Source organism: Pseudomonas sp. LSJ-87 (genome assembly GCF_032971465.1).
Lineage (GTDB): Bacteria > Pseudomonadota > Gammaproteobacteria > Pseudomonadales > Pseudomonadaceae > Aquipseudomonas > Aquipseudomonas putida_Z.
The window spans coordinates 122967-145444 of sequence record NZ_JAWJYQ010000023.1; the positions used below are offsets into that span (position 1 = coordinate 122967).

20 protein-coding genes are annotated in these 22478 nt (G+C 63.1%); 4 read left to right on the top strand and 16 right to left on the bottom strand.

The genetic code is table 11. The annotated features are described in order from the left end of the window. From RYH74_RS15645 to RYH74_RS15690, 10 genes are all read right to left on the bottom strand, one after another. Nucleotides 1-1329, bottom strand: coding sequence for an MFS transporter (locus tag RYH74_RS15645; RefSeq protein ID WP_075045180.1), 1329 nt, complete (start codon nt 1327-1329; stop codon nt 1-3). 58 nt (nt 1330-1387) lie between these two features. After that, nucleotides 1388-2149 carry a 1,6-dihydroxycyclohexa-2,4-diene-1-carboxylate dehydrogenase gene (locus tag RYH74_RS15650; RefSeq protein ID WP_075045179.1) on the bottom strand — a complete coding sequence of 254 codons (762 nt, stop codon included), beginning with the start codon at nt 2147-2149 and terminating at the stop codon, nt 1388-1390. Between the two features lie 145 nt (nt 2150-2294). Then, the gene (gene benC / locus RYH74_RS15655; RefSeq protein WP_317409703.1) at nt 2295-3305 is read right to left on the bottom strand and encodes a benzoate 1,2-dioxygenase electron transfer component BenC; all 1011 of its coding nucleotides are present in this window, start codon (nt 3303-3305) and stop codon (nt 2295-2297) included. Between the two features lie 72 nt (nt 3306-3377). Continuing rightward, a complete protein-coding gene (gene benB, locus RYH74_RS15660) occupies nt 3378-3863 on the bottom strand; it encodes a benzoate 1,2-dioxygenase small subunit (protein WP_004374327.1) in 486 nt (161 codons plus the stop codon). Further along, nucleotides 3860-5218 (bottom strand): benzoate 1,2-dioxygenase large subunit, encoded by a 1359-nt coding sequence (gene benA / locus RYH74_RS15665; RefSeq protein WP_046614216.1) that lies wholly within the window; start codon nt 5216-5218, stop codon nt 3860-3862. The genes benB and benA overlap by 4 nt, the downstream gene beginning before the upstream one ends. A 159-nt stretch (nt 5219-5377) precedes the next feature. Further along, entirely contained in the window at nt 5378-6334 is a 957-nt protein-coding gene (locus tag RYH74_RS15670) for a helix-turn-helix transcriptional regulator (protein ID WP_075045177.1), read from the bottom strand. 361 nt (nt 6335-6695) lie between these two features. After that, the gene (locus RYH74_RS15675; protein WP_075045176.1) at nt 6696-7751 is read right to left on the bottom strand and encodes a GlxA family transcriptional regulator; all 1056 of its coding nucleotides are present in this window, start codon (nt 7749-7751) and stop codon (nt 6696-6698) included. A 141-nt stretch (nt 7752-7892) separates the two neighbouring features. Continuing rightward, nucleotides 7893-8921 (bottom strand): glycine betaine/L-proline ABC transporter substrate-binding protein ProX, encoded by a 1029-nt coding sequence (proX, locus tag RYH74_RS15680; protein ID WP_085664793.1) that lies wholly within the window; start codon nt 8919-8921, stop codon nt 7893-7895. Between the two features lie 70 nt (nt 8922-8991). Further along, nucleotides 8992-9945 carry a glycine betaine/L-proline ABC transporter permease ProW gene (gene proW / locus RYH74_RS15685; RefSeq protein ID WP_317409704.1) on the bottom strand — a complete coding sequence of 318 codons (954 nt, stop codon included), beginning with the start codon at nt 9943-9945 and terminating at the stop codon, nt 8992-8994. 19 nt (nt 9946-9964) lie between these two features. Then, nucleotides 9965-11125 carry a glycine betaine/L-proline ABC transporter ATP-binding protein gene (locus RYH74_RS15690; RefSeq protein WP_025339033.1) on the bottom strand — a complete coding sequence of 387 codons (1161 nt, stop codon included), beginning with the start codon at nt 11123-11125 and terminating at the stop codon, nt 9965-9967. A 417-nt stretch (nt 11126-11542) separates the two neighbouring features. On the opposite strand from RYH74_RS15690, the gene RYH74_RS15695 reads away from it, so the two are divergent. Next, a complete protein-coding gene (locus RYH74_RS15695) occupies nt 11543-12523 on the top strand; it encodes a LysR family transcriptional regulator (protein ID WP_025339032.1) in 981 nt (326 codons plus the stop codon). Nucleotides 12524-12662: 139 nt separating this feature from the next. On the opposite strand, the gene RYH74_RS15700 is transcribed toward RYH74_RS15695, so the two are convergent. Continuing rightward, the gene (locus RYH74_RS15700) at nt 12663-13394 is read right to left on the bottom strand and encodes a hypothetical protein (protein WP_025339031.1); all 732 of its coding nucleotides are present in this window, start codon (nt 13392-13394) and stop codon (nt 12663-12665) included. A gap of 242 nt (nt 13395-13636) precedes the next feature. Next, complete coding sequence (hisN, locus tag RYH74_RS15705) at nt 13637-14428, bottom strand: histidinol-phosphatase (RefSeq protein ID WP_075045172.1); 792 nt, start codon at nt 14426-14428, stop codon at nt 13637-13639. A gap of 146 nt (nt 14429-14574) precedes the next feature. Here hisN and RYH74_RS15710 point away from each other — a divergent pair, with 146 nt between their 5' ends. Together RYH74_RS15710 and RYH74_RS15715 are read left to right on the top strand one after the other, a co-directional pair. Further along, nucleotides 14575-15465 carry a universal stress protein gene (locus RYH74_RS15710; protein ID WP_317409705.1) on the top strand — a complete coding sequence of 297 codons (891 nt, stop codon included), beginning with the start codon at nt 14575-14577 and terminating at the stop codon, nt 15463-15465. Between the two features lie 245 nt (nt 15466-15710). Then, entirely contained in the window at nt 15711-17834 is a 2124-nt protein-coding gene (locus RYH74_RS15715) for a TonB-dependent siderophore receptor (RefSeq protein ID WP_317409706.1), read from the top strand. 168 nt (nt 17835-18002) lie between these two features. On the opposite strand, the gene RYH74_RS15720 is transcribed toward RYH74_RS15715, so the two are convergent. The 4 genes from RYH74_RS15720 to ptrR form a co-directional block, all read right to left on the bottom strand. Further along, on the bottom strand, nt 18003-18524 hold the full coding sequence (locus tag RYH74_RS15720; protein WP_046614221.1) for an acyloxyacyl hydrolase: 522 nt from the start codon (nt 18522-18524) through the stop codon (nt 18003-18005). A 197-nt stretch (nt 18525-18721) separates the two neighbouring features. Then, the gene (locus RYH74_RS15725) at nt 18722-19468 is read right to left on the bottom strand and encodes a phytanoyl-CoA dioxygenase family protein (protein ID WP_317409707.1); all 747 of its coding nucleotides are present in this window, start codon (nt 19466-19468) and stop codon (nt 18722-18724) included. 54 nt (nt 19469-19522) lie between these two features. Next, a complete protein-coding gene (locus tag RYH74_RS15730) occupies nt 19523-19966 on the bottom strand; it encodes a hypothetical protein (protein WP_025339026.1) in 444 nt (147 codons plus the stop codon). 125 nt (nt 19967-20091) lie between these two features. Continuing rightward, a complete protein-coding gene (gene ptrR, locus RYH74_RS15735) occupies nt 20092-20958 on the bottom strand; it encodes a putrescine utilization regulator PtrR (protein ID WP_013972688.1) in 867 nt (288 codons plus the stop codon). A 107-nt stretch (nt 20959-21065) separates the two neighbouring features. On the opposite strand from ptrR, the gene RYH74_RS15740 reads away from it, so the two are divergent. Then, nucleotides 21066-22451, top strand: coding sequence for an aldehyde dehydrogenase family protein (locus RYH74_RS15740; RefSeq protein WP_317409708.1), 1386 nt, complete (start codon nt 21066-21068; stop codon nt 22449-22451). Nucleotides 22452-22478 lie beyond the last annotated feature (27 nt).

Below are 22478 nucleotides of genomic sequence, written 5' to 3' on the forward strand. Positions count from 1 at the left end.
TTACGCCTGCGCCGCAATGGCCTGGGCATGCCGACGGCCGCTGGCCAGGTGCACGGCCATGGCCAGCGCGGCAATTGCGCCGGGGATGGCGAAGGCGATGAAATTGAGTTGCAGGGGCAGGTTGATGCCCATCAGCGCTCCACCCAGCAGCGGGCCGACGATGGCGCCGTTACGGCCGATGCCCGAGGCCCAGCCCAGCCCGGTGGAACGCACTGATAGCCCGTACAGCTGGGCGGCGCCGGCATACAGCAGGATCTGCGTGCCGATGGTGGTGGCGCCGGCAATGAAGATCAGCAGGTACAGCACCGGCATGGGGCTGTTGACGCCCAGCAGGCTGATCGACAGCGCGGCGGCAATGAAGAACGCCACCTTGACCTTGACCAGGTTGTAGCGGTCGCCCAGCCAGCCGCCGAGGATCGCCCCGGCCATGCCGCCGAAGTTCAGCGCCAGCAGGAACGACAGGCTCGAGCCCAGGCTGTAGCCGGCGTTGGCCATCAGCTTCGGCAGCCAGGAACTGAGCGCGTAGACCATCAGCAGGCAGCAGAAGAACGCCAGCCACAGCGCCAGGGTGCGAATGGCCAGGCCGTTGCGGAACAGTTCCAGCACCGACGCCCCGCCGCCTTTGCGGTCGGCCGCCTGCAGCACATCATCCGCCTGCACGTCGCAATCCGGGTCCAGCCGCTTGAGCAGCTTGCGGGCCTCGTCGGTACGGCCCTGGCGCACCAGGAAACCGATCGATTCCGGGAGGTGGTAGAGGATCACCGGCAACAGCAGCAGTGGCACCGCTGCGGCGAAGAACATCGATTCCCAGCCGAAACGCGGCAGCATGAAGATGCCAACACCCGCCGAGAGCATTCCGCCCAGCGAGTAGCCACTGAACATGATCGCCACCAGCGTGCTGCGCAGGCGCTTGGGCGCGTACTCGTTCATCAGTGCCACGGCGTTGGGCATCAGGCCGCCACAGCCCAGGCCGGCAATGAAGCGGTAGATGCCGAACTCGCTCGGGCTGCTGGCAAACCCGTTGAGGATGGTCGCCCCGGAGAACAAGGCGAAACAGATGGCGATGCCCTTCTTGCGCCCGATTCGATCGGCCAGGCTGCCGAAGGCCAGGGCGCCGAACATCATGCCGAACAGCGCATAGCTGCCCAGTGCACCGGCCTGCAACGGGGTCAGGCCCCACTCTTTCATGATGACCGGCAGTACCACGCCGTAGATGAACAGGTCATAGCCGTCGAAGATCAGCAGCAGGCCGCACCAGGCCATGACCATCCAGTGGAACGGGGTAAAGCGCGCGTTATCGATGATCGGGTGTACGTCAAGGGTTCGCATGGCATCTGTCGCTCTTGTTTTTGTTGTGAAAGAAAGCTCTTTGCCTTGTGGGTGTCGCTCAGCCGAGGTCGCCGCCCCCTACCGGCAAGGTCACGCCGGTGATGTACGAGGCTTCGTCGGAAGCGAGGAACAGGATCGCGCCCACCTGCTCGTCGATGCTGCCGTAGCGGTGCATCAGGCTGCTGTCGAGGGTCTGGTCGACGATCTGCTGGTACCAGTGCCTTTCCTGTTCGGTCTGCTCGGCACTGTTGCGCGGCACGCGCCGGGGTGGCGCCTCGGTGCCGCCGGGAGCGGTGGCGTTGACCCGGATGCCCCGGCCGGCGGTTTCGAAGGCCAGGCACGCAGTCAGCGCGTTGACGCCGCCCTTGGCCGCGCCATAGGGCACGCGGTTGACGCCACGGGTGGCGATGGACGAGACGTTGACGATGGCGCCGCTGCCGCGTTCGAGCATGTACGGCAGTGCGGCATGGCAGCACCACAGGGTGGGGAACAACGAACGGCGTACTTCGGCTTCGATCTGGTCCACTTCGTAGTGTTCGAAGGGCTTGGCCCAGATGGTGCCGCCGACGTTGTTGACCAGGATGTCGAGGCGGCCGAACGCTTCAACCGCGCTGGCCATGACCCGGGCGCAGTCGGCGTGTTGTTCCAGGTCGGCAGTGAGGGTGAGCATGCCCTCGCCGGCCAGTTCGTGAACCAGTTCGGAGCGGTCTACAGCGACCACTTGCGCACCTTCGGCCTTGAGCCGCCAGCACACGCCACGGCCGATGCCCTGGGCGGCACCGGTGACCAGGGCGACCTTGCCTTGGAATCGGTTGTTCATGTGTGTCTCCTGCTTGATCCTTGTAAGGGCAATTGGGAGGGCTGCGCCCTCCATCGCGACGCAAGGCCGCTCCCACAGGGGAACGTGGTGCATGTGGGAGCGGCCTTGTGTCGCGAAAGGGCCGCACAGCGGCCCCGGCGATCTGTCAGGCCGCCGCCGCGAACTTCTCGTAATAGAAGTTCGCCGGGGTAATGCCCTGCTCGCGCACGTACTGGCTGACCGCCTCGACCATCGGTGGCGGGCCGCATAGGTACACATCCACATCGCCATCGTTCAGGTGGCGCGGTTCGATGTGCTGGGTCACGTAGCCCTTCTGCGGGTACTGGCTGTCCGGGTTGGCCACGCAGGCGCTGAAGGTGAAGTTGGGGATGCGCGCTGCCAGCGCCTGCAGGCGGTCGAGCTCGACCAGGTCGAAGTCGTTGGTCACGCCGTAGATCAGGTGCAGCGGGTGCTCGCTGCCCTGCTCGGCGATCTTCTCCAGCATCGCGGTGAACGGCGCCAGGCCGGTGCCACCGGCCAGCAGCAACAGCGGGCGCTGGATCGGCCGCAGGTAGAAGCTGCCCAGCGGCCCGGCCAGGGTCATGCTGTCGCCGGCCTTGGCCAGGTTGGTCAGGAAGCTGCTCATCAGCCCGCCCGGCACGTTGCGGATCAGGAAGCTGACCTCGCCGTCCTTCGGCAGCGAGCTGAACGAATAGGCGCGGCTCTGCTCGCTGCCCGGCACCTTGAGGTTGACATACTGCCCCGGCAGGAAGGCCAGGCGGCTGAGGGCCTCGCCCTTGATCGACAGGGCAATGGTGCTGGCCGACAGCTGGCGGACATCGCTGATGGCGGCCTCGAAGCTGGCCTGCTCGGTCTTGCACAGCTGCGACGAGGCCGGGATGCGGATGACGCAGTCGCTTTCGGCGCGCATCTGGCAGGTCAGTACGTAGCCTTCGGCGACTTCGTCTTCGCTCAGGGCGTCTTCGATGAAGTTGTCGCCCAGGTCGTAGCGCCCGGACTCGGCCTTGCACTTGCAGGTACCGCAGGCGCCGTCGCGGCAGTCCAGCGGGATGTTGATGCCCTGGCGATAGGCGGCATCGGCCACGGTTTCATGGCCGGTGGCCTCGATGAAGCGGGTCACCCCGTCTTCGAAATTCAGTGCGATCTGGTAGCTCATGTTGCACCTCGCGGGCGAGCCGGGCCACGGCACATCGCAGGACGCACCGGGCAGCACTCGCAAAACCCTGGATCAGATGTGGTAGATGTCGATGACCTGGCGCACGTAGTCGTTCTTCAGCACCACTTTCTTGGCCTTGATCAGCGGCTGCTCGCCGCGCAGGTCGAGGGTGTAGAAGCTGGTGCCGAAGTAACTGTCGGTGGTCTTGTAGCGGAAGCTCAGGGTGTGCCAGTTGAAGCGCACCTGGCAGCTACCCTCGCCCTGTTCGACGATCTCGATGTTGCTGATGTTGTGCGAGGTGCGGGTGTCGGGCACGGTCGCACTGGAGCGCTCGGTCTTGATGCGGAACACCCGGTCTTCCAGGCCGCCACGGTTGCCGTACCAGATCAGCGAGATTTCGCTTTGCGGGTCTTCGGTAAGGGTGTCGTCATCGTCCCAGCTCGGCATCCAGAAGCTGGCATCGCTGGCGTACAGCTCCAGCCACTGGTCCCACTGGGCATCGTCCAGGTAGCGCGCTTCACGGTAGAGAAAGTCGCGCACGGTTTCATAAAGGCTCATTGCACGGCCTCCACGGGGATCAGTTGCTGTTCGTCCTTCAGGGCCTGGATCATGGTGTCCTGCCAGTACTTGTGCTGCAGCACGAACAGGCCTTCGTCCTCGGTGCGTACGCCCGACAGCAGCGGCTTGAGCTCGATCTCCCTGGCCGCCTCGTCGGCGCCTTCCACCCAGTGCGCAGCGCCGCGGGACATGTCGTTCCAGCCGGTGCCGCCGCCGTAGCCGGTCTGGCACGAGCGGAACTCTTCCAGGTCATCCGGGGTGGCCATGCCGCTGACGTTGAAGAAGTCTTCGTACTGGCGAATGCGCTTGGCGCGGGCATCGGCGCTCTCGCCTTTCGGCGCGATGCAGTAGATGGTGATTTCGGTCTTGTTCACCGAAATAGGCCGGGCGATGCGGATCTGCGAGCTGAACTGGTCCATCAGGTACACGTTCGGGTACAGGCACAGGTTGCGCGAGTTCTCGATCATCCAGTCGGCACGGGCCTGGCCGAAGTCGGCGGCCAGCTGGTCACGGCGCTCGTAGGCCGGGCGGTCTTCGGGGTTGGCCCAGCGGGTCCACAGCAGCAGGTGGCCGTGGTCGAAGGAGTAGAAGCCACCGCCCTGCTTGGCCCAGGCGCCGGCACTCATGGTCTTGATCTCTTCACCCGCCTCGCGCTGCTTGCGCTGATTCTGCGTGGCGGCGTAGTTCCAGTGCACGGAACTGACGTGGTAGCCGTCGGCGCCGTTCTCGGCAGTGAGCTTCCAGTTGCCTTCGTAGATGTACGAGCTGGCACCGCGCAGCACTTCCAGGCCTTCCGGCGACTGGTCGACGATCATGTCGATGATCTTGGCCGACTCGCCCAGGTGCTCGACCAGCGGCTTGACGTCGGCATTCAGGCTGCCGAACAGGAAGCCACGGTACGACTCGAAGCGCGCCACCTTGGTCAGGTCATGGGAGCCGTCGCAGTTGAAGCTGTCGGGGTAGCCGGCGTTGCTCGGGTCTTTGACCTTGAGCAGCTTGCCGCTGTTGTTGAAGGTCCAGCCGTGGAACGGGCAGGTGTAGCTGGAGCGGTTGCCGCGCTTGTGCCGGCAGAGCATGGCGCCGCGGTGGCTGCAGGCGTTGAGGAAGGCATTGAGCTCACCGTCCTTGTTGCGCGCGATGAAGATCGGCTGGCGCCCCATGGTCAGGGTGAGGAAGTCGTTTTTCTCGGGGATCTGGCTTTCATGGGCCAGGTAGATCCAGTTGCCCTCGAAGATGTGTTTCATCTCCAGGTCGAACAGGCGTGGGTCGGTGAACATCTCGCGCTTGCAGCGGTAGATGCCCTTTTCACGGTCGTCCTCGAGCAAGGCATTGAGGTAGTCGAATCCCAGGGACATGGCCAGGGTCTCCCTTGTTATTGTTTAGACCTGGTCAGGTTAGGGATTGGTACTGGGCGGGAATATCCGGTTTGTGCGCGGTGCTATCCGTTTTGTGCAGGCTGGTGTTTCTGCGGGGCACTGTGGGAGCGGGTTTACCCGCGAAGAGGCCGGTGCGGCTCAGCGCCGATTACGCAAGGTTTCCGAGGGCAACTCGCCAAACTGCTGCCGATACACCTCGGAAAACCGCCCCAGGTGCATGAAGCCATAATCCATGGCCAGTTCGGTCACGCTGCGTACCGCGCAACTGGCATCACCCAGGCAGGCATGTACCTGCTCCAGCTTGCGCTGGCGCACATACTGCTTGGGCGTGGTCTGCAGATGCCGGTCGAACAATGCATACAACGAGCGCAGGCTCATGCACGCCTGCTCCGCCAGTGCTTCAGCTGTCAGTTCAAGCTTCAGGTTGCGGTCGATGTGGTCGATGATCCGTTCAAGGCTTGCACCCGGCGAACCCAGGCTTTCGCGGCGGATATTGGTGCTCATCAAGGTCAGCAGCTTGCTGGCGACGATCTGGCTGTAATGGCCCTGCACCCTGGGCAGCGAATCGCTCACCTCTGCCTCCTGGCAGACCATGGCCAGCAGGTTGACGAACCCGTCCAGTTCGTCCAGCCGGTAATGGTTGCGCAAGAAGCGCACCCCGCCATCAGGGCGGTGCCAGCGCTGTTCGTCGCAGATGGAGTCCAGTAGCCGGGTCGGCACCTTGAGGATGAATTTTTCGCAGTCTTCCGAGTAGGTCAGGTCAACCGGGTCGTCGGGGTTGATCAGCAGCAGCTCGCCCGGCACCAAATGGTGCTCGCGCTTGTGTCCACGCCACAGGCAGTTGCCGTTGAGCAGCACCTGCAGGTGGTAGATGGTCTCCAGTGCCGGCGAGGTAACGCGCACGCTGCCGCCGTAGCTGATGCGGCACAGGTCGAGTTCGGCGAACTTGCGGTGGCTGAGGCTGGCTTGCGGATGAGTGGTGCGGGACAGACCGATGCAATGCTGGCCTACGTGCTGGTTGACATAATCGGACACAGCATAAGGGTCGGCGTGATGAAACACGCTACTGCGCTCGCTCAGCAGGCGGCTTTCCATAGGCAAGGCACTCGGATCGTTATTGTTCTGGTCGCCGCTTCCTACGGCCCGGTGGGGCTGTGGTTGCGGTCGTCACGGTCATTCTATCGAGCCGGCTGCGGGTCACGGGGGCAGGCGACAACCGGTGGATGGGCACACTTAAGCAAAAAGGCGTGGGTTGGGCAATGCGACCTTGGGAATGGATGGGCGGATAGCGGACAGGCATGACAGGGCCAGTGTTCGTTTATCGAACGGTGTTTTCCTGTGCCGGCCTCTTCGCGGGTGAACCCGCTCCCACAGAGATCACCACTGCCGCAAGACCTGTGCACTACCTGTGGGAGCGGGTTTACCCGCGAAGAGGCCGGCACAGGCAACCGAAAGTTCAGTGCACAGCCACATCCTGCCGCCCTGCCCACCCTTGGCTCCTTGCCCGGTACTGCCGCGGGGCAATGGCGAACAGCTCACGGAAGCGCCGGTAGAAATGCGGGAAGCTGACAAACCCGCTGGCCACCGCCACTTCGGTCAATGACTTGCTGGTGTGCTGCAGCAACTGCCGCGCATGGGTCAACCGCAGCTCCAGATAGTAACGCGGCGGCGTGGCCTGTACATGCCGGCGGAACAGGCGCTCCAGATGCCGCCTGGACAAGCCGGCATGCTCGGCGATCTCGTCGATGCCGATCGGGTCTTCGATATTGGCGTGCATCAGCTCCAGGGCCAGGCGCACGCCGTTGGGCAGGCTGGGGTCGATTTCCGGCGAGCTGGCAGGTGCATCACTCAGTACCCGCGCCCGGTCGCACGCCAGCATCTGCTCCACGGCGCGGCGCAACGCTACGCCACCGCACTGTTCAAGCAGCGCCAGCATCATGTCCAGCGCGCTACTGGCGCCCGCGCAGCTCATGCGCCGGCGGTCCAGCACATGGGCCTGGCGGCTGATGCGCACCTTGGGGAACAGCTCGCTCATCATCGCCCGGCCATCGGGGTGGAAGGCGCAATCATGGTCGTTGAGCAAACCGGCTTCGGCCAGGAAGTAGGCACCGTTCCACAAACCGCCCAGCTGGCAGCCGTGCTGGTCGGCCTGACGCAGCCTGGCGCGCAGCAGCGGTGCGGTTTCCAGGCGCACACGAAAGCCGCCGCACACCAGCAGGCAATCCAGGCCTTGCACCTCCAGGTCGGCCAGCTGGGTGTTGATCGGCAGGGCGATGCCAAGGTCACTCATCACCTGGGTACCCTCACCCACTACCTGAATCTGGAACAACGGCGTGGCACTCATCAGGTTGGCGGTGACCAGACTGTCCATGGCGGCGGTGAAGGCCATCATCGAGAAGTGCTCGCGCAGGACGAAGGCGACACGCTGGCATGGCATCGACAGCGAAGTGCGGATGGCCGGGTCCAGGTGGGCCAGGTTGGTGTTCTTGAGGATGCTTTCGAAGTGGCTCATGGCTATTCACTCAACAGCGGAAATCGCGTTGCCCCCTTCGCGGGTGAACCCGCTCCTACAGGTATCGCACAGTATTCAGAGCCTGTGCAGTACCTGTGGGAGCGGGTTCACCCGCGAAGGAGCCAATGCTAATGGATCAGGTTACTTGCCAGCCTGGGCCGCAGCGTCACGAGAGGCTTGCAGCCACTGGTCGAACTGCTGGCGGTGCGCCGCTACCCATTCCTTGGCATGGCGGGTGATGTCGGCAGGCTTCTTCTCGCCCTGCTGCATCTTCAGGTTCTGGTTGCTCTCGTCGTCGGTGCTGATCTGCACCAGCGACAGGAACTTCAGCGCTGCCGGGTTCTCTTCGGCGAAGTCCTTGTTCAGCACGGCCACCACCTTGTCGATGGCAAAGCCGAGGTTTTTGCCGTGGTACATCGTGTCGACATCATTCTTGCCATCCGGCAGGTCGGTCTTCGGCACTTCCAGCCAGACCACGTCCCTGCCCTCGACCAGCACGCTGGCGATCCACTGTGGCACCCAGGTGAAGTAGAAGATCGGCTTGCCTTCCTTGTAACGGGTGATGGTGTCGGCCATCAGCGCGAAGTAGGAGCCCTGGTTGACGGTGATACTCTTGTCCAGGTCGTAGGCTTTCATGTGGTGGGCAATCACCAGCTCGCAACCCCAGCCCGGGTTGCAACCGGTCATGTCGGCCTTGCCATCACCGTCGGTGTCGAACAGCTTGGCGATCTCTGGCTTTTTGAGGTCGGTGATGTACTTGATGTTGTACTGGTCAGCGGTTTTCTTGTCGATCAGGTAGCCTTGGGCAACGCCCGGCAGGATGTCGCCAGTCTTGACCATAACGTCGTCACCACCGGCCTGCTGGTAGAACTGGTTGTGCAGTTTGTCCCACAGGTGCACGGTGAAGTCGGCATCGCCGTTGGCCAGGGCCACCATCATCACGCCGTACTCGGTCTCCTTCGGCTCCTGGACCTTGTAGCCCAGCTCGCGCAGGCCTTCCATGGCCACTTCGCCACGGAAGCGCTCTTCGGCGATGGAGGGGAAGATCGGCGTAACCTTCACGCCCTCCCCCGGTTTTTCGGCCGAGGCGTGCGCGCCCAGCGCGGCTGCCACCAGGGTCAGCGCAGTGGCGCATTTGAGGATGCTGCGGGAGAACTTGGATTCGTGCATCGTCGCTTACCTTCTTCTGATTTTTATCTTCAAGTGCGGCAGATCGAACGTCTCAAAAGCCTTGCAGTGCTCAGGCGGTCTTGCGTTGCCCTTGCGGTTGCGCCACGCCACACAGGCGCATGACCACGCCTACCGGGCCGGTGTGGTACCAGCGCAGGCTCGGGTCGGCGCTGGTGCGGGCGCCCATGGCCTGGGTCAGGCGGTCAAGGAAGATCGCCAGCAGCACCAGCCCTACGCCACCGACCGTGGCCAGGCCCATGTCGAGGCGGCCGATACCGCGCAGGACCATCTGGCCCAGGCCGCCGACGGAAATCATCGAGGCGATCACCACCATCGACAGCGACAGCATCAAGGTCTGGTTGAGGCCGGCCATGATGGTCGAGGTGGCCAGCGGCAATTGCACGCGGGTCAGCATCTGCCGCGGCGTGCAGCCGAAGGCACGGGCGGCCTCGATCTTGTCTTCCGGCACCTGGCGAATACCCAGGTTGGTCAGGCGCACCAGTGGCGGCAGGGCGAACACGATGGTTACCAGCACGCCGGGCACGTTACCGATGCCGAACAGCATCACCACCGGTACCAGGTAGACGAAGGCCGGCAGGGTCTGCATGGCGTCGAGCAGCGGGCGGATGATGCGCTCCAGGCGGTCGCTGCGGGCACACAGGATGCCCAGCGGTATGCCGATGACCGCGCAGAAGAACACCGAGGTCAACACCAGCGCCAGGGTGGTCATCGACTCGGCCCAAACGCCGATCAGGCCGAGCAGGGTCAGGGTGACGAAGCACAGCACGGCCATGCGCTTGCCGGCCAGCTGCCAGCCCAGCAGCGACGAGAGGATGATGCCGATGGTGGGTGGGATGCTCTGCAGGGTGAACTCGATGCCATTGAGCACCTGGTCGATCGGCCAGCGGATGGCGCGAAACACCTCGCGGAAGTTGTGCACCAGGAAGTTCAGGGTGGCGGTGACCCAGTCGCCCAAGGGGATGGTGGCCGCCTGGAACGGGTCGAGAATGCTGAATTCGGACATGAGGGTGTACCTCTGGGTATTAGTGGCGGCTCAGGGTCTGCAACAGCTCGTTCTTCGACAGCGTGCCCTTGAAGGCGCCCTGGCGGTCGAGCACCGGTACCGGGTACGGCAGGTCGGCCGCCACCCCGAGCACTTCGTGCAGTGGCGTGTCGGTGTATACCGGGCACTGCTCGTGCAGGCTGTAACGCTCACTGGCGGTAGCGCCGTTGGCGTCGGTGTCGACCACGCCCAGCAACTGCCCGCGGTCGTCGACCAGGTAGCCGAACGGCACGCCGGCCTGGAAGCTCGGGGCCTTGCCGTTGACCTTGCACACCACCGCCGGGTCGAACTTGGCCACATCACCGGCCTTGAGCACCCGCGAGCTGTCGAAGCTCTTGAAGAAGGTGCGCACGTAGTCGTTGGCCGGCTGGTTGATCAGCTCCTGCGGGGTGCCGATCTGCACCACGCGGCCACCTTCCATGATCGCGATGCGGTGGCCGATGCGGATGGCTTCCTCGATGTCGTGGGAAATGAAGATGATGGTGCGCTGCTGCTCGGCCTGCAGGCGGATCAGCTCGCCCTGCATCTCGCTGCGGATCAGCGGGTCGAGCGCGGAGAACGCCTCGTCCATCAGCAGGATCGCCGGGTCGTTGGCCAGGGCCCGGGCCAGGCCTACACGCTGCTGCATGCCGCCAGACAACTGGTGCGGGTAGCTGTTTTCATGGCCGGCCAGGCCAACCTGGCTCAATGCTTCACGGGCGCGGCTGTGGCGTTCGGCCTCCGCTACGCCGGCAATTTCCAGGCCAAACGCGGTGTTTTCCAGCACGCTCATGTGCGGCATCAGTGCAAATGACTGGAACACCATGCCCATTTCCTTGCGGCGCACATCCAGCAGGGCTTTGTCGGAGAGCCCGGTGATTTCCTTGCCGTTGAGGTGAATGCTGCCGGAGGTGGGCTCGATCAGGCGGTTGAACAGCCGCACCATGGTCGACTTGCCCGAACCGGACAGGCCCATGATGACGAAGATTTCGCCACGCTTGACAGAAAAGCTTGCATCGAACACGCCGACGACGTGGCCGGTCTTGCTGAAGATTTCGTTCTTGTCGGCCCCTTTGCGGAGCATCTCCATGGCCATGTTCGGGTTGGGACCGAACACTTTGAAGATGTTTTTTACCGAAAGAATCTCATCGGCATGGCTCATACGACCCTCTTTATTATGCTTATAACCAATCTTTCAACATCGCACTTTCAATAAGGCGGGTAGAGATCAGTGCGAGTACGCTTGGCAGTCCGTTCAAATTCGAACGTGAGTCAAAACCGGCACGCAGAATGTCCTGCTTCAAAATTGTCCGACTATCGATGTCTCGAATGTCGCGCCGTGTGTTCAACGTTAGGCCTTGAGCCAGAGCGGGTCCAACGACATTTGTTTCACGCAAACCATTACCTGAAGTTATCAATCAGGGCCTGAGCCCCGAGCCACAGCCTGGCGCAGTGCGCTTGAATGCAGGCGCAGCCTTGTGCAGCGAAGAGAGCGGCTCATACACTTGAGCCATGGGTGCCTGTAGGGGCCCTTTCGCAGCACAAGGCTGCTCCTACAAAGGACCTGCACCCCACCGACATGGTCAGACACTCCGAACCCGATCAGACGCTGATCAAGATGCCCTCGCTACGTGCGGTCAAAGTCTTCGTCGCCGCCGCCAAGTACCAGAACTTCACCCGCGCCGCCGAGGCGCTGTGCGTGACCCAGGCAGCGGTCAGCCGGCAAATCCGCGAACTGGAAACCTATCTGGGCGCCGAGTTGTTCACCCGCGTGGGCCGTGCGGTGGAGCTGACGGTGGCCGGTTCGATCTTCTTCGATGCGGTGCAGTTGTCGTTCGTCAACATTTCCCAGGCTGCCGAGCGCATTCGCAGCAACACCAACAGCAAGCAGGTGGTCACCCTGTGCTGTTCGCCGGCCTTCGCCGCCTTGTGGATGGGGCCGCGGATGCCGAGGTTCTTCGATGAGAACCCGGACATCGACATCAACCTGGTGACCACGCAGAACTTCCTGGCCATGGAGCCCGGGGTTCGCCCGGACATCTACATCACCAAACTGGGCAAGGTGCAGGCGGGCTACAGCTCGCACCAGCTCAACCACGACGTGATCTACCCGGTGTGCACACCGCTGTACCTGGCGCAGCACCCAGAGGTGCGTACCCTGCAGGGGCTGCGTGATGGCACATTGTTGAACCTCAGCCCTTATGGCCGCTCGCAGGTGGCCGAGCACGTGGACTGGAACGTCTGGTTGGCGTTCCATGACATCGACCTGAAAAGCCGCGCCAACACCGGCCCGCACTTCTTCAATGCCAACGATTACAACCTGCTGGTGCAGCTGGCCCTGGGAGGCCAGGGCGTGGCGCTGGGCTGGCACCACCTGGTAGAGCCGCTGGTGGCCCAAGGGCTGCTGGCAAGGCCGGTGGAAGAGGAACTGGTGCTCAAGGATACCTTCCACTTCCTGGCGTTCAACGAAGACAAGGACCATGACTCCAGTTGCTGCCGCTTGCGGGACTGGTTGCTGGCAGAGTTTCAGCCGTTGCTGGAGTCGTTGCGTACCCGCTGAATGTCGGCTGCCTGTGCTGGCCCCTTCGCGGGCACGCCCGCTCCCACAGGTACTTCATCGCCCTTCAGGCTGGTGATATCCCTGTGGGAGCGGGCATGCCCGCGAAGAGGCCGGTACAGGCAACCCGGAACCACCCATTTCACTGCACCGGCAGGAAGTTCATCAACAGCAGGCTTTGCGCATAATTCAAGCCAATCCGCCTGTACCGCTCATCCAGCAACTCCGCCAGCAAGTCCAGCCGTGCCACGATCTTGCCGAACTCAACGGCAAAACTCAGGTTGCTGCCCTCTTCCGAGATTTCGTTGGAGAACAACAGCAGCACGCCATTGGCATCCTGCCGCTGGCTCAGCATCCAGGTGGCCTTCTCGATATTGCGCGCCGCGTTGTTGACGAACAGCGGGTCGATGGTATCGGTCATGTAGAACTCGGTACGCCCGCCGTGCGCGGTGATCAGCATGCTGCCGATGGCGTAGATGAAGGCGCCCACCCGGTCACCGCGAAACTCGGGGCTCAGGGCATAGCTCAAGGCTGCCAGGTCGCGACGGTTGCCCAATTGCGGCAAGGGCTGGCGTTGTTCGATGGCGATACGGATCTGCCGCTCGGCAGTGGCCGCGTCCACGTAGCCGGACAGCTTCCACTGGTTGGGGTTGCGCAGGTAAAGCTTGTTCATCAGCAGGTACAAGCTCTGCAGGTTGTCGCGCATGGACAGCGTGGCCAGGCGGTCGACGCTGGTCTGGAACAGTTCGCTGGGCTTGCCGTTGCCGAGCTGGTTGACCATGTCGCGACCCTGCTGCTGGGTGCAGGCGCACAGGCACGTGAGGGTGCCTGCCAATAGCAGGCGGAGGAAGAATTTTGGCTTGCTTGCAACCATCGGCACCGGGTCGATATTCGGCGGCCGCACCGGGGATCAGTGTGGCCTGGCCAAGCATAGAGCCCGGAAATTGGAAAAAGTGCGGTGATCGGGGTTATGGATACCTGTGCCGACCTCTTCGCGGGTAAACCCGCTCCCACAAGATCACCACATATCTTGAAAACTGCGCAGTACCTGTGGGAGCGGGTTTACCCGCGAAGAGGCCGGCACAAGCAACACATGGATCACATGGATCACATGAATCACATGGCGTGACGCAACATCTCCACCACCTGTGCATGCAGCGCCGGGTCACCACAGGCCACCACGCACCCGCCATTCTGCGCGCTGCTGCCATCCCACGCCGTGATCACCCCGCCCGCCCCTTCGATGATCGGCATCAGCGCCTGCACGTCATACGGCTGCAGGCTCGCCTCGACGATCACGTCGACAAACCCGGAAGCCAGCATGCAGTAGGCATAGCAATCGCCACCGTAGCGCATCAGGCGCGCCTTGCCGGCAACGGCTTCGAATGCAGCCTTGCGCGCGGCGGTATCGAACATGTCCGGCGTGGTGCACATCAGCGTGGCCGAGGCCAGGTCGGCACAGGCGCGGGTCTGCAACGGCGTACCGCTGCGCCAGGCGCCTTCCGGTGTGCCGACAAAGCGTTCGCCGGTGAACGGCTGGTTCATCACCCCTACCACCGGGCGCGTGCCGTCGTTCAGGGCAATCAGCGTGCCCCACAGCGGCAGGCCGGTGATGAAGGCACGGGTGCCGTCGATCGGGTCGAGCACCCAGGTCAGCGGGCTGCTGCCGACTGCCACGCCGGCTTCTTCACCGAGGATGCCGTGCTCGGGATAGCGTGCCTGGATCAGCTCGCGCATGGCGTCCTCGGCTGCCTTGTCGGCCACGGTCACCGGATCGTACAGGCGCCCCCCCTTGTCCTCGACGTCCAGGCTGGCGCGAAAGTATGGCTTGATCGCCACGGCAGCAGCATCGGCCAGCTGCTCGGCGAAGGCGCGGAATTCGCCGATCTGTTCAGCACTCAGGGACATGGGGCGGGCCTCGTGAAAATGATGGGGCCCGCATCATACCCGACACACCGTGCCGCGCCAGCCTCCGTCGGCTGCTCATGCGGCCCTGCGCGGTCTAGACTGAACAAGACCAGACACCGGGGGGCTGCCACACGTGGAGGTGTGAGATGAGCCAGTTCAAGCGTCTGTTCGTCATGCTCGGCCCGCAGATGCGCCACACGCCAGCGCTGCAACGCGCTGCGGCGTTGGCGGAATCCAGCGGTGCCTTGCTGGATATCAACGTGTTCGTCGACGATGTCGACACCTTCGGTTTGATGAGCGATAGCCGCGAGCGTGAGCGGCTGCTCAGCGACAACCGCCAATGGCTGGCGGACGAAGCCGAACAACTGGCCAACGCCGGCCTGGATGTGTCTACCGAACTGCTGCTGACCCGCGACCCGCTGGGCAGCGTGCTGGAGCGGGTGGAACGGCTGGGTTGCGACCTGCTGATCAAGGACGTGCAGCACGAACCGGTGCTCAAGCGCCTGCTGGTAACGCCACTGGACTGGCAGTTGCTCAAGGACAGCCCGGTCGCCGTGCACCTGGTCAGCGATATCCGCCTGCCCCTGCCCCGGCAGATTGCCGCCGCGGTGGACCTGAACAGCCATGGCGCCGGCGAGCACCTGGATGAGCAGGTGATCCATTGCGCCCATGCCCTGGCCCTGCAGTGCAATGCCGAACTGCACCTGCTGCATGTGTGCGACGCGGCCAAGACCCACATTGCCGACTTCGGCGCCGGCACGGTGACCATGCCAGGCTTCGATGTCAGCGTGCGCACCGCGCAGCGGGCGGCGTTCAACCGGCTGGGCGACCACCACCAGATCCCGCTGGAGCGCAGGCACTTCCTGGAAGGGGCCGCGATCAAGGTGATTGCCCAGTTCGTCGGGCACAGCCGGGCGGATGTGATCGTGATGGGCAGCCACAGGCATGATGCCATGCAGACGTTCCTGGGCGGGACCACGGCGCATGTGCTGGAGCATCCGCTGTGCAATGTGCTGGCGATCAAGTCGGTTCGCTGAGAGCTGGTAAATCTGCACCGGCCTCTTCGCGGGTGAACCCGCTCCCACAGGTATCCCACTGACCTCAGGCCTGGTGAAACCCCTGTGGGAGCGGGTTTACCCGCGAAGAAGCCAACACGGATTTCACCTTTGGTATCTGGTACACCAGTGCCACACAAAAAGAATGCATTTGATAATGATTCGTAGTACTTTCTCGGCGCTTGCCCACCCTACCCTCAGCGCCCTACTCCAGGATCGTACCGTCGATGCGTCGCACGTTCGTTTCGCTTTGTGTGCTTCATGCTATCTCCCCACTGGCCTTTGCCGAGCCTGAACCGCTCGGCGAACCCGCCCAGATCGAACTCCAGGCCCTGAACATCACCAGCAGCGCCGACAGCGAACGTGCCGATGGCCCGGTCGAGGGCTACAAGGCTACTCGCTCGGCCAGCGCCACCCGCACCGACACCGCCCTGCACGAAACCCCGCAATCGGTCAGCGTGGTGCCCAAGGATGTACTGGAAGACACCGGCGCCACGCGGCTGCAGGACGGCCTGGACTACGCCGGCGGTGTCGGCCGCGCCAACAACTTCGGCGGCCAGGGCCTGACCACCTTCACCGTGCGTGGCTTCACCACCGGGGAGTTCTACCGCAACGGTTTCCCGATCAACCGCGGCTACCCCAACGCCCCCGACGCCAACACCGTCGAGCGCCTGGAAGTGATCCGTGGCCCGGCCAGCAGCCTGTACGGCCGTGGCGACCCCGGCGGCACCTTCAACGTGGTCAGCAAGCAGCCGCTGCCAGAGTCGAAAGTCACCCTGGGCAGCCAGTTCGATGACCAGGGCATGCACCGCGCGACCCTGGACGCCACCGGGCCGCTGAACCAGGACGGTTCGCTGGCCTACCGCCTGAACCTGCTGGGCGAAGGCGGCGAAAGCTTCCGTGACGACGTGGAAAGCGAGCGCTATGACGTGGCGCCGGTGCTCAGCTGGCAGGTCAACGACAGCACGAAGATCGTCTTCGAGGGCGATTTCATGCGCAACAACCACCCACTGGACCGTGGCCTGACCCGCTACGCCACCCAGACCGGCAGCGCCTCGCGCGACACCTATATCTGGGAAAAAGGCAGCGACAACCTTCTGCACAACGATAACAACATGGCTCAGGTGCGTTTCGAACACCTGCTCAACGATAACTGGACGCTGGGTGGCGGGTTCCAGTTTTTGGATGGCTCGCTCAAGGGTAATGCTGTCGAAGCCAATGGCGCACCCGCAGACGGCCGCACGCTGCAGCGAAACTTCAACTATCGCAAGCTGGAGTGGACTGATCGCGATTGGCAACTGAACCTGACCGGGCATTTCGATACAGGAGCGTTCAGCCACACCCTGCTGACTGGCATCGAGTACGAAGACTACGACTACAGCTCTATCATCCGACGATCCACTGCCTCCTACCCAATCGACATCTACAACCCGGTACTGGGCCAGCCAAGGCCGGCATTAGCTTCAGTGCCTACAACCTGGGATACAGAAAACCTGAAAACCTGGGCTTTCTTCATCCAGGACCAGGTGGCCCTTACCGAGCGCCTGAAGGCGTTGGCCGGTGTGCGCTTCGAACGTTTCGAGCATGATTACGACGACAAGCGGCCCGCAAACCGCGACTTCAGCAAGGGCGAAAACGGCGTCACCCCGCGCTTTGGCCTGATCTACGACCTGACCGATACGGTTGCCGTCTATGCCAATACCGCCCGTTCATTTAAGCCCAACAGCGGCGCCAGCCTGCAAGGTTCGGGCTTCGACCCCGAGAAAGGCAAGTCGTATGAGCTGGGTGTGAAATGGGAAGCGCCGGACCGTCAACTGAGCGTTGACGCGGCGATCTACCACATCGTCAAGGAAAATGTGCTGACACGCGACCCGGCGGACCCCAACTACAACCTTGCCGCTGGCGAAGTACGTAGCCGTGGCCTGGATATCAACGTTGCCGGAAACCTGACACCGGAGTGGCGTGTGATCGGTGGTTATGCCTACGTTGACGCTGAAGTGACCAGGGACAACCGCCTGCCCTCTGGCACCCGGCTGGCGAACATTCCAAGGAACAGCTTCAGCCTGCTCAACACCTACGAATTCCAGGACGGATTGGCTAAAGGCCTTGGTCTGGGGGTTGGGGTGAAGTACGTCGATGACCGCAATGGTCAAACCGAGGCAGTGACTTACAACATGGACCAGTACACCGTTGTCGACCTGCTGGCCTTTTACAAGGTCAACGACAACATTCGCCTCAACCTGGACCTGAAGAACCTGTTCAACAAGGAATACGACGAGGGAGCATTCAACTTCTACGCCTACCCAGGAGCGCCGCGGACGGTGCAAGCTGGGGTTTCGTATACCTTCTGACAGTTAATGGGGCTGCTTTGCAGCCCATCGCCGGCAAGCCAGCTCCCACCTCGATCGCATCGTCCCAGCCATACGCAGTCCCTTTAGGGGCCAGCGCAGATCCAAAGAACTGCGCGGTCCCTGTGGGAGCTGGCTTGCCGGCGATGGGCCGCAAAGCGGCCCCTGGTCTCAGAACCCTTTGCTGTAGAACAGCGAGTACGACTCGATGCCGTCGTTAGGCTGCTTGAGCCCCGCGTTGGAGTAGTGCATCGCGCGGATCCCCACCTTCTGCTCCCCCGGCAGTTTCAGGCCGAAGCCGATGCGGTCTTCGAAGTTGACCGACGAGCCCAGGCGCTGGTCGCCCACGTCGGTCTTGGAAAACGCCGCCAGGCCAATGCCGGCCTCGATGTACGGGGTATAGGTGAAACCGCTGAACTCGTAGGTGAACACCGGGCTGAACGACAGCGAGTGCGCGCCACTGGCCTCACCGCCTTCCCAATAGGTGTAGGCCGCATCCCAGTACCCGGTCAGATGACCGGTGCTGCTTTCCAGCCATTTCTTGTCCCAGTCGAACGACAGGCCGATACGGTAGGTCATGTCACCTTGGCCAGTGGCGCCGACGGCGCCGGTCACCTGTGCTGCCTGAGCCAGATTCGTTCCGGCAAAGGCCAGCACTGCAGCAGCCAGCGAAGCTGCTAGACGGGTTTTCATCAATGACTTCTCCTGATGGTCTATACGGCAAGTGGGGGCTTGGGCCCCTCGATCTTATGTGGTGACCGGATGCATCCAGACCGGTCACACGAAGTAATACTTTTCTGATTATCGACCAGATAAACAGAAAGTTGAAAGTGAATTGCCACCATTGGCTAATACCCTGCGCCAGCATCTGCCATGCCGAACAGCAGCGGTCAGTCGTATTCCGCCTCTTCGTGTTCGCCCAGCAGACGCCTTTGCCTGGGGGTGGCCTCCTCCAGCACCTGCGGGTTGAAACGCCAGTTCAGGTACGGCGAAAACTTCTGCGCGACCATGCGCCGGCCATAGTGCACTTGCAGCATGTCGCGCTCGCGTGACTGGGTGCAGTTGGCACCGCCGCTGTGCCAGACATCGCTGCGAAACACCAGCGCGTCCCCTGCCTTGCACAGCACCGGCTGGGCCTCACGGCCCTGCCAGTGTTGCTCGCCAGCCTGTGGTGGCCGCGCCGCGCGGTGGCTGCCGGGCACAATCCAGGTAGGCCCGATGTGATGGTCGATATCGCTCAGGTACAGCTGCGCAGTCAGGATCTGCGGGGGTTGGGTGAAGTCGCCGCGCTCGCTGAGCCAGTCGGGCAACTGCATGGGCAGATGGTCCAGGTGCAGGGCCACGCCAGGGTAGCCAGGGTGGCTGCGCCAGGCGGTCTGGCCGATCACATGGCAGTCGGCGCCCAGTGCCGCTTCGGCCAGGGCAATCAGCGGCGGCAGGTCGAGAAAGGGCAACCACAACGGGTTGCGGTTGAACACGCACTTGTAGTGCTCCAGCAGCCCCTGGTAATCCCAGTGGATGGGCCGCAGGTCATCGATAGCGCAGCGCAGCAAGGCGATACGCAAGGGTTCGAGCACACCGGGGAGCAACACATAGCCCCGCTCGTCCAACATCTCCAGCTGAAGGTCCAGGCTCATGGCGATGCGCTCCTTTCAGGCAGGAGCACATCCGTACTCCTGCCCTTTTTTTCATCAACGCCAGTTCAGGTTCACGGTCGCGGGGGTCTTGCCATTCACGGTCACCAATTGCTGCACCGTTTCACCCTGGGCGTTGCCAGTCACTTTGTATTTGCCGGGAGGCAACTGCACATACAGCAGCGGCCCGGCATCCGTAAGGCTGAGCACGGGCTGGCCCTGTGCATTCTGGATGTCGACGGTGGCACCGCTCTGGAACTTGCCTTCCGGGCCGGTGGAGAGTTCCACGTGCAGGTCATAGCCCGGGGTCTTGCGCAGGGCGTTGGCTTCATCCTGGCCGATGCCGCCTTGCAGGTAGCGGACGCCGTTCTGCTCCTGCTGTTGCAGTTGCACGGCCTGCATGTCGATGGGGGCATTGAGGTCGGCGGCGGCCGCCAGGGTCCATGGCAGCGCCAGGGTGATCAGCAGCGCCGCGCCGAGGGCATAGTGATGGTTACGCATGGTACGACCCTCCTTTCGAGGATGGCTTACCTATTATCTGATCCTTCGGGCGTAACGGCGTTCGTGCTGATGCATGGTCGTCTTGATGAAATTCGCATCAATGGTGTGAATATTGTGCTGGAACATCAGGTTGCGCGCCCTTCCTCGAGCAGTTTCACGAACATGCTCAAACTGCGCGATACCGTGCCCCGGCGCCACACCAGCCAGGTCTTCAGGTAACGGAAATCCTCCGACATCGGCCAGGCACTGACGGTGCTGCAACCGGGCATGTTGTCGAGCATGCTGCGCGGCATCATGGCCAGGCCGGCGCCGGCGCTGACGCAGGCCAGCATGCCGTGGTACGACTCCATTTCGTGGATCTTGCCCGGCACCGCCTGGTCCTGCACGAACCAGTTTTCGAAGTGGTGGCGGTACGAACAGTTGGCGCGGAAGGCGTAGATGCTTTCGCCGTTGACGTCCTGGGCGCGGGTTACCGGGGCGTGGTTGAGCGGCGCGATGACCATCATTTCTTCCTCGAACACCGGCATGCCTTCCAGCGTCGGGTGCAGCACCGGACCGTCGACGAACGCTGCCACCAGGCGGCCAGACAACACGCCTTCGAGCATGGTCCCGGACGGCCCGGTGGACAGGTCCAGGTCGACCTTGGGGTAGCGCTGGTTGTAGGCCGCCAGCAAGGCCGGGATGCGTACCGCGGCCGTGCTTTCCAGCGACCCCAGGGCGAAGGTGCCTTGCGGGTCTTCACCGGCCACGGTCAGCCGCGCCTCATGCACCAGGTCGAGAATGCGCCGGGTGTATTCGAGGAAGTTCCAGCCTGCGGGGGACAGGCGCAGGCGGCTCTTCTCGCGGATGAACAGCTCCACGCCCAGGTCCTCCTCCAGTTGCTTGATACGCGTGGTCAGGTTCGACGGCACCCTATGGATATGCTGCGCGGCGGCACTGATGCTGCCCTGCTCTGCCACGGCCTTGAAGATCTCCAGTTGCACCAGGTCCACAGCCTTTCTCCAAACGTGAATGTTTCGCTCATTATTATTCAGTTTTCATTAAAGCCATAGCCCACTAGTCTGGCGTCACGGTTCAACAACAACGAGAGTGTCCCGCCATGAGCGCGATCAGCAGCCTGACCCACGCCATCTCCCTCGACCCGTATAGCGGCGAGCAGATCGGCGCCTACCCGTTCGACACCGACGCCGCACTGGAAGCGGCGCTGCAACGCGCCAAGGTTGGCTACCGCCAGTGGCGCCAGGTGTCGCTGGGTCAGCGCAGCGAGTACCTGCTTGCCCTGGCCAGCACCCTCGAAACCAAGGCCGAAGCCTTCGCGCAAATGATCAGCCGCGAGATCGGCAAGCCTGTCGCCCAGGCCCGTGGTGAAGTCAGCAAGTGCGTCGGCCTGTGCCGCTGGTACGCCGAACATGGCCCGGCCATGCTCGCCGCCGAGCCGACCCAGGTCGAGAAAGCCCGCATCGAATACCGCCCGCTGGGCCCGATCCTGGCCGTGATGCCATGGAACTTCCCGGTCTGGCAGGTACTGCGCGGCGCCGTGCCGGCAATCCTGGCCGGCAACACCTACGTACTCAAGCACGCGCCGAACGTGATGGGCAGCGCCTACCTGCTGGGCGAGCTGTTCAAGGATGCCGGCCTGCCGGAAGGCGTGTTCGAAGTGCTGAACGTGACCCCGGACGGCGTCACCCGCGCCATCAACGACCCGCGCATTGCCGCCGTGACCCTGACCGGCAGCGTGCGTGCCGGCATGGCGATTGGTGCGCAAGCCGGCGCGGCGCTGAAGAAGTGCGTGCTGGAGCTGGGCGGTTCCGACCCGTTCATCGTGCTGGCCGACGCCGACCTGGATGCCGCCGTGAAAGCAGCCGTGATCGGCCGTTACCAGAACACCGGCCAGGTCTGCGCTGCGGCCAAGCGCCTGATCGTCGAGGAAAGCATCGTTGACGAATTCACCCGCAAGTTCGTCGAGGCCACTCGCGAGCTGAAGGTCGGCAACCCGCTGGAAGAAGATACCTACATCGGCCCGATGGCCCGTTACGACCTGCGCGACGAGCTGGATGGCCAGGTCCAGGCGACCATCGCCGAAGGCGCCACCCTGCTGCTGGGCGGCCACAAGGTCGATGGCGTGGCCAATTTCTACGCACCGACCGTGTTCGCCAACGTCACCCCGCAGATGACTGCGTTCAAGCAGGAGCTGTTCGGGCCGGTAGCGGCGATCATCAGCGCACGTGATGCGGAGCATGCGGTGGAGCTGGCCAACGACAGCGAGTTCGGCCTGGCCTCGACCATCTACACCGCCGACTACGCGCTGGCCGAGCGCATGACCGCGGCGCTGGATACCGGCGGCGTGTTCATCAACGGCTATTGCGCTTCCGACCCCCGCGTGGCGTTTGGCGGGGTGAAGAAGAGCGGCTTCGGGCGTGAGCTGTCGCACTTTGGGGTGCGTGAGTTCACCAATGCCCAGACTGTGTGGCTGGACCGTAACTGATTCATGACCCTGGGGCTGCTTTGCAGC